This is a genomic window from Mesorhizobium sp. M0664, from assembly GCF_040320565.1.
Classification (GTDB): domain Bacteria; phylum Pseudomonadota; class Alphaproteobacteria; order Rhizobiales; family Rhizobiaceae; genus Mesorhizobium.
In genome coordinates this window covers 1-7,291 of record NZ_JAMYPW010000089.1, presented here as the reverse complement: position 1 = coordinate 7,291, position 7,291 = coordinate 1, and the positions used below count along the sequence as shown (strand labels likewise).

The following is a 7,291-nucleotide window of genomic DNA, read 5'->3' as shown; positions in this document are numbered from 1 at the left end:
CGGCCGACCGCCAACCAGATCCGCACCTGGCTCGGAACCGGGATCATGAAACGCCCAGCGCCTTCACCATCGCTGCCGCCAGTGTCGGCGGCGTGGTCAGCGGTATCCGCAGCCGCACCTTGCCGGCGATCTCCAGCTCGATCACCGCTGGGGACGCCGCCGGCACCGAAGCGGCGACAGGCTCATCGGGAGCCACGACAACTTCGGCAAAGCCCGTCTCGCGGGTTCTCATCGTGCGCGCCACTTGTAGATTAGGCTGGTCGCGACATCGTACTGACGCGCTACCGCCGCCACCGTGGCCCCGGGCGCGAATGCCACCGCCACTATCCGGCACTGATCCTCTTCACTCCAACGACGACGACGCTCCGGCCCGGTCAACAACGTCACATGGCTCATGCTGTGCTGCTAACTACGCTCGAAAGGACGACCTTAAGAGTGCAGCTTCGCTACCGGGCCATGCTCCCGCAAGGCGGCCCTCGCCGGAGGCGTACCCTTCATCAGAGTTGAAGCAGCAAGGGAAGGGACAGATGGGTAATTCGCATTGCGCTCGCCCGCAAGCAACTCGTCATTCCGAATGCAAACGCACCCGATCCGCGCACCGAGTTCGAAAATGCAACTTGGAGACCCTAGCCAGTCGCTCATTGGGAACCAACGGGCCTTACCTCCGTTTGCTCCTCGAATGGAGGAAACCATGAACAACCGGAATTCTGAACGGCGTCCCCCAACTGCGGTAAGGGCTGGTGACGGTACCTCGGAAGACATAGGAGCAACCGTAAGGGGCGCCTTATCCAAAGCGTCGGACATAGCACAAGGGGCAGCGGGAACCGCCAAACGGGCGGCCGCTGGTGGCGCGTCGACCGTGACCAATCAGGTGAAGGAGATGTTGGACCGTCAGGTCGGCAGCGGCGCCGAGGTGATGGGCCAACTAGCGAGTTCGACCAAACGTGCGGCCGAGGACCTCGACACAAATGCACCGATCGTCGCTGGGGTCGTGCGCACCTTCGCCAATAGGCTTGATGGATACGCAGACGACCTGCGAGACAGATCCGTCGATCAACTGGTTCTTGCAGCGTCCGATTTGGCCAGGCGCAAGCCGGGTTTGGTGTTTGGGCTGGCCGCCGTAGCGGGTTTTTTGACATTCCGCACGCTGAAGAGCGCGCCTCCCGCTCAAGAATCCATCACGGAAAGGCGGCAGGGAGCGAACTGATCTGATGGCAGAGGAACAACTGAAGAATTCGCCTCTCCCTCAAGCACTGTCTGCAGTGTTGGCGGACGTCGCGGACCTCTTTCAGAAAGAGTTGCGCCTGGCGCATGCGGAGCTGTCCGCCAACGTCTCAACGAAGCTCCAAGCAGGTGTGTGGATGTCTGCTGCTGGCGCCCTGGGAGTGGCCGCCGCTCTGCTTCTAATCCAAGCCGTCGTACTTGGAATCGCGAGCTTAGGGATAGCCCTGCACTGGTCGTGTCTGATCGTCGCGGCCGCAACGGCGGCTGCCGCTGCTTTCGCATACTATAGGGGCCGGGCTGATGCGCAAAAACAACTTCTGCCGACACACTCCATAAGCCAAATAAAGCAGGATATTGCGACAACCAAGGAGCAACTAACATGAGCCGCAATTCACAGGTCCAGGATTTTGGAACGAAAGAATGGCTTCTCAGCTCCGCTAGGAACAATCCCGAAGGCCTTCTGCTCGTCGCAGCAGGGTGCGCGCTGCTAATGCGCAGCCGCGGTTCAAGTGCCGGGCATCGCGAGCAATCCCGTGGAACCAACGGGCGCCAAAATGCTCCGCACGTACGCACCGCCAGCGGCGGGGCGTCAAAAACGCAGGAAGAGGCTAGCGAGCCAGCAGAGGCCATGCGCGACAATTTAGCCGGCATTGGGGAGAAGGTGAGTGAAACCGCAAGTCACTACGCATCATCGGCCGCGGCATACGCAGAAGAGGCCGGTCGCACCGTATCCGAGAAGTCAGGGCGCATGGTGCAGCAAGCCCAATCAACGTTCCAGGACACGATTGGCCGCATGGTGGAAGAACAGCCATTGGCTTTTGTCCTGGCCGGCTTCGCAGCCGGTGCCGCCATAGCTGCTGCTTTACCGGCCAGCGATGTCGAGAGGCGCACGCTCGGCCCAGCGGGAGAGCGATTGACGGATGCTGCTGAAAAAGCTGGGGACCGATTGAAGTCTTCGACAGCAAAGGCGGGCGAACGGCTCAAGAGCGCAGCCGAGGAACGTGGGCTGAATTCGGACGGCCTCAAGGAGGTCGCAAGGGACGTTGCGGGCGCCTTTGGAAGCGCCTTATCATCAGAAGAGCAATCAAGTGAACCCGTGCAGCCGTCTTCGCCAAGCCCAAGTGGATCGAGCGGTCCATCTACCGCCAAGCTGCAACCGGGCAGCGCCACCAAATCGCAGCGGGCGGACAACCCTCGGTCGAGCAAGCCTGCCCGCGCCGGTGGCAAGAGAGATTTGTGATGGCCGATCCTCAACTTGCGCATCTTGAATCCGAAGTTGAGGCTGCCCGGGCTAAGCTCGCCGAGGATTTGTCGACACTTCGGTCGCCAAACATGCTCTCCGAGTTTACCGATGATTTGAAACACGAAGCGCTTGAGGCAAAGGATGCGCTGATAGAGAAAGCAAGCGCCTCAATGCAATCGGTGGCGCAGGCGATTATTGACGATCTCAAGGCAAAGGCAGCTGCCAATCCGAGCGCAGCTTTGGCGATTGGGGCCGGTTTGGGGTGGCGTTTCCTCCGCCGTCCGCCGATCGCCACCGCACTTGTCGGAGCGGGATTGTTCAGCTTATTGCGGACCAATTCGGCCCGGCCACCCGGCGAGCAGCAGGTGGATCACATATCGTACGCCAAGGAGCGCCTGAAGGAGCAATCTAGCGATTTGGCGGAAAGCGTCAGTGATTTCGCTCTTGAAACGGCTGGTAAAATAAAACGCGAAGCTGCCGAGTTGACCGGCGTGGCCAAGGAAACTGTAAAAGAGAAGACAGAACGTCTGGCTGCGGGTATCCGCCATAGCGGCGTTGGGCCGCACGAGGGCGAGACTGCCGCGAGAGCATCCGCACCCTTCGATGAAGCTTCGTTAGCTGTTCAAGACGCATCGGGCAATGAGCATACCGAGGACAAACTCCTTCTGGCGGCGGCAGGTTTGGCAGTCGCTGCGGCTGTCGGCTTTGCCTATCAACGACGTGTGAATGAGCAGATGGACACCGACCGAACTGGAAGAGCGTAGACAGAGGTCATTGCAGAGAAACAGTCGTCCTGAAGGCAGGGTATGATGCCGCGCTCACATTTATCGCGTGTGGCTCGCGCGAAGCCCCCGTACCCCCTTCATTTCCGGCACACGCCACCCTCAGGAACGCTTCTGGAATACGTTGCCGCGAATTGGGCTCGGGTATTCAGTTTGGCTCACCGGTGATCAGCAAGACTGGCAGCGGCGGCGATGCTGGCGCTTCGCCGTCGATGACGCCGAATGCCTTTGGCAACCTCTCAGAGCTTTTTGGCCCGTGCGCGTGAGACGTCGTTCCGGTCAAGAATGGCCAAGCCCCCGAAGAGGACAACGAAACCGACGATCGCGATCCAGCCGATGATCTGTCGCACCCGTTCCTGCCCCTCGGGCATTTGAAGCGCGTCGACCTTCGGCCACATCACGTTGATATACCCGTCCGGCTCTGCGATCAGACCTCGGTCCTCCGTGCCGATTTCGAGCATTACGCCTTTGATGGGACCCTCGGTCATCACCATGACGTGGGCAGGAGATTCTCGTGCGATCACTTCCCCGTTGCGGCTCACCTGTGCCCAGCCCCAAAGGGCGATTTCCGGCCGTACCTTCGGCAACTTGCCCGTGCCGATCCCAGTGTTGCCATGCATTTCGTGCTCATAAGCTACGCCTGACCATGTCGTATATTTTCCGAGCGGGTGGCGCGGCATCGGCTTGTCAATGCTGACCGTATAGGCGGCGTCGCCGGAGGTGAACTCGGCCGAGACTCGCAAAGCATCCGTGTTCTGAACGTGCGACCAGCGGTTGCCCATTTCCACGGTTTGGATTGCAATGGTGCCGTTCATGGGCACGGTGCTGTTCATTGCGTACGGATCGGCCCCGGTCACCCGCATACCCTCGCCCGAAGCCCGTGCGGTTGCGATCAAACCGTCGGTGCCCCTCGATTGAGCGTGGGCATGTTCGGCAGGGACACCCAGCAGGACTGCTAGCATGCCGAGTCCGGCCACGCCGATTACTCGTCGCTTCTTCATCAGCCAACCGCCGACCCACCAGCCGATAAGTGCCGAAACGAAACCGCCCGGAAACGACAGCCACCAAAGATCCCTGTAGCCGGAATAATGAGGCTGATCGAGCGGCAGACCACGTGGGCCCAGATACATGCTATATGTGGTCCAGACGAAGGCGAGCATGAGCGCGCCGATGGTCCAGCCCAGCCGGCCGGCACCGGCGTAAGCAGTCCAGACACAGACAAAAACGAAGCTGATCAAAAGGTGCTGGACGAAGAAGGTAATGCCTGGGAAGTCGCGCAACAGCACCGTCTGGGTCAAAACACCGTCTGCCGCAACGATGATCACGGCAGTAACGAGCCCGTAGACAACGAACCGCCACGTCTCCCCGCGTTCGGTCTCAGCAACAACATGGTTTCGCCGCCAAAGCCACAGCGCCATCAGATAACCACCTATTATCGCTAAGAAGTGCACCGGCACGCCGGTAATCCACAGGTGATTGAAGTCGAGCCATTCGGGTTCCTGCGGCAGCCCCACGGGCGCAAGCCATTGATAGTAAATCTCCAGAATGAGCGTGTGGACCGCCGTCAGGACCAAGCCTGGAATGATGCCAATGCCGAGAAAGGCCGTACCAAATAGAAAGACGGTTGCGATCAGGAAAGTCTTGGTGATCCAATAGGTCCAGTATGGGTCATTCTCCCAAAGCAAGCCGTGGGCGATAGACGCATCGACGAATATAGCCGAAAGCGCCACAAGAATGCTGAACTTAATTGTATCTTTTGCGAGCAAAAACATCTGCACGCTCCCGCATTGCGCGATATTAACGCCACTTTTCCGTGTAAGTTCCCGGCTTGGGCTGGGCTGACAGGAACCTCTGCCCGTCGCTGGCGCGCTCTGCCGCTGTCGGGACGAACTTTCTTCCATCCGGCTTGGCGCTGCCGGTGCCCGCGCACGCACTGCTCAGTGATCAGGGAGGAGTGTTCTCGGGCATTCCACTATCGCGACCTCGTTTCGAACGTTTTAACACGCCCCCTCAAGCTTGATCTCGCCGAGCGCTGCGCTAGCCCTTCCGATCTTGGCTATTGCCAATGCGTATTCGACCAGGCTTGCGCAGACGAACGCTTCAACTCTCAAAGTCACGACGCCGCAATGTTAGCATCACTCGTCGTAGCAATTTCTGGAAATGCGCAACTCGACAACCGCCTGCTACAGCCAGGCGTGTTCGTCGTCCAGCCTTCACGAAGGGGACGCGCTGGCGGACGAATCCCCATCACCCAGTTCACGATGACTGCGTCCCACCCGCTCACCGCTTGGCGCTGTCACTGTCGGCTTCGGCTCGGACAAGGAACTGCTCGGTCGTGGAGGGAAGACGGGATTTCAGCCAATCCGCCATCGCGACTTCCTCTTGCAGATTCTCTTCGCAAGCCCGAAGAACCTCGGTTTCGCCGAGCGATCGAGCGGCGGCAATCAGGATCGTGTAGGAGGCGATTTCCATGTGCTCGAACGTGTAGCTCGCGAGCGATCCTTTCATCACCTCGTCTCCAGCGAAGACGCCGCTCAGCGATTGCGCCATCGCCGTCAGCTTACCGCCAGCATCCTTCATCATGGATGAACCCTCGTCCATCTGATCGAGACAAGTCTTCAGCCGGGCAGCCTGCTGCTTGGTCTCGTCGAGGTGCTGTCGGATCCGGTCGCTCAGTTCGGGATAATTCTCGATACGGCTCAACTGCCCGTTCAACATCGTTTCTGCCTGCTCTTCCATGGCATGAGCGTCTCTAAGCCATTGGACAAACCATTCCCGGCTTTCTGACATTTCGAATCTCCTTTGCTATTTAAGGAAAAACTTTCAGAAGAAGACATTGTTCCGGAATAGAATGCGTCGAACAGCCCTGACAGTCCCAGAGGATCAGTGTCTTGGCGGGTCTCAATTCACCTTGCGAACATCCCGCAGCGATGCGTGGGTAAGACCAAGATCGCGAGGGTCGGCGCAAGGAAAACGGCCCGATCGCGACCGCTGGCGCTCCGCATTGAGCCTCGTGCCTCACCGCACCACCATAGTCACAAGGAACGCGGCGGCCTTTCCGCTCGTTGATTGCTTTTCGACTCGCGCCGCCGTCATGCCCTCCACATCGATACGCAAAACGGAATACGATCCCACACAAGAATTCTCTCGGTCTGGTTCGTGGCCAGCGGCAAACGCTACGAGTTTGAGGAAGTGCCGCCGGAAACCTTTGCCGCGTTCCGGGCGGCGTTCGCCAAGGGCCGCTATTTCAACGACCATATCCGCAACAATTTCCGCTACCATCTGGTTGCGAGCGATAGCGACCCGGGATGACCTGACCTTCCGATGGCTCAATCGTCCTGTCGCTCCAACCGGGGGTTGACGGATGCGTTGCCGCTGTTGGTCTGGTTCGCTTTCGGTCCGCGCGCGCCTCGCAAAGCCCCCCCGCATCCCCCGCCTGGTGCAAAGCGCTTGATCGGTCCCGCCGTTCTGGCAGTGCGGCGGGACACATCGGCAAAGGTTGGAATCACCAGCGTGTGCTGGCCAGTCTCCCCCGACCACCGCCTGAACTCAACTCGGCTGGCGAGCAAGTTGCCGCCAGCCGAGCATCAGTTGAGGAACCTTTGCGCTTGCTTGTGCTTTCAGTGGGCACGCCTGGCTTCTGTTTGCTTTCGGTCAGATAGATATCCGCCTGCTCGCGCATCTTGCCTGAGGGGAGCTGCGGCCGCGCTCAGCGGAGAGGCTAACAGGTGATTTCGATCGACGCGCTGTATTGCCGATAGCGCTAGAGCGATTCGAACCCCTACATCGGACAACGTTGTCGGGGTTGATCGTTGCGGCCGGCTTTATCCTCATCGATCTCACGCGGCAGACATCCGCTGAGCCGGGGGCGGTGCCCTATCAGCGCCGCTTAGAGCATGTCCGACACCACGCATGTCTCCTCTCTCACAGCCGCCGAATTCGTCGCGGTGTGCTAGTCTAGAAGCCGTCGGGCAAGTGGCGTGACGAGCTCGAAAAATAGTTCGCGGCTTCGGACGGTGCGCAGATGCTTTTGTGCGCCGGG

At 59.6% G+C, this 7,291-nt stretch carries 9 protein-coding genes; 5 read left to right on the top strand and 4 right to left on the bottom strand.

The window, feature by feature from the left end; all coding sequences use genetic code 11:
- Positions 1-43 precede the first annotated feature (43 nt).
- Both NKI39_RS33830 and NKI39_RS33825 read right to left on the bottom strand, forming a co-directional pair.
- A complete protein-coding gene (locus tag NKI39_RS33830) occupies positions 44-232 on the bottom strand; it encodes a transposase (protein ID WP_352837458.1) in 189 nt (62 codons plus the stop codon).
- Positions 229-396, bottom strand: a complete 168-nt coding sequence (locus tag NKI39_RS33825; RefSeq protein ID WP_352837455.1) for a transposase — start codon at positions 394-396, stop codon at positions 229-231. The genes NKI39_RS33830 and NKI39_RS33825 overlap by 4 nt, the downstream gene beginning before the upstream one ends.
- 463 nt (positions 397-859) lie before the next feature.
- On the opposite strand from NKI39_RS33825, the gene NKI39_RS33820 reads away from it, so the two are divergent.
- The 4 genes from NKI39_RS33820 to NKI39_RS33805 are packed head-to-tail and all read left to right on the top strand — an operon-like array spanning position 860 to position 3,231.
- Complete coding sequence (locus NKI39_RS33820) at positions 860-1,207, top strand: hypothetical protein (protein WP_352837452.1); 348 nt, start codon at positions 860-862, stop codon at positions 1,205-1,207.
- A gap of 4 nt (positions 1,208-1,211) precedes the next feature.
- A complete protein-coding gene (locus NKI39_RS33815) occupies positions 1,212-1,607 on the top strand; it encodes a phage holin family protein (RefSeq protein WP_352837449.1) in 396 nt (131 codons plus the stop codon).
- Positions 1,604-2,464, top strand: coding sequence for a hypothetical protein (locus NKI39_RS33810; protein WP_352837446.1), 861 nt, complete (start codon positions 1,604-1,606; stop codon positions 2,462-2,464). Before NKI39_RS33815 ends, NKI39_RS33810 begins: the two co-directional genes overlap by 4 nt.
- Positions 2,464-3,231 carry a hypothetical protein gene (locus tag NKI39_RS33805; protein WP_352837444.1) on the top strand — a complete coding sequence of 256 codons (768 nt, stop codon included), beginning with the start codon at positions 2,464-2,466 and terminating at the stop codon, positions 3,229-3,231. The genes NKI39_RS33810 and NKI39_RS33805 overlap by 1 nt, the downstream gene beginning before the upstream one ends.
- 257 nt (positions 3,232-3,488) lie before the next feature.
- On the opposite strand, the gene NKI39_RS33800 is transcribed toward NKI39_RS33805, so the two are convergent.
- Together NKI39_RS33800 and NKI39_RS33795 are read right to left on the bottom strand one after the other, a co-directional pair.
- Positions 3,489-5,021 carry a hypothetical protein gene (locus NKI39_RS33800; RefSeq protein WP_352837441.1) on the bottom strand — a complete coding sequence of 511 codons (1,533 nt, stop codon included), beginning with the start codon at positions 5,019-5,021 and terminating at the stop codon, positions 3,489-3,491.
- A 508-nt stretch (positions 5,022-5,529) separates the two neighbouring features.
- Positions 5,530-6,039, bottom strand: a complete 510-nt coding sequence (locus NKI39_RS33795; RefSeq protein ID WP_352612666.1) for a ferritin-like domain-containing protein — start codon at positions 6,037-6,039, stop codon at positions 5,530-5,532.
- A gap of 369 nt (positions 6,040-6,408) precedes the next feature.
- On the opposite strand from NKI39_RS33795, the gene NKI39_RS33790 reads away from it, so the two are divergent.
- On the top strand, positions 6,409-6,561 hold the full coding sequence (locus NKI39_RS33790; RefSeq protein WP_352720268.1) for a KTSC domain-containing protein: 153 nt from the start codon (positions 6,409-6,411) through the stop codon (positions 6,559-6,561).
- Positions 6,562-7,291 lie beyond the last annotated feature (730 nt).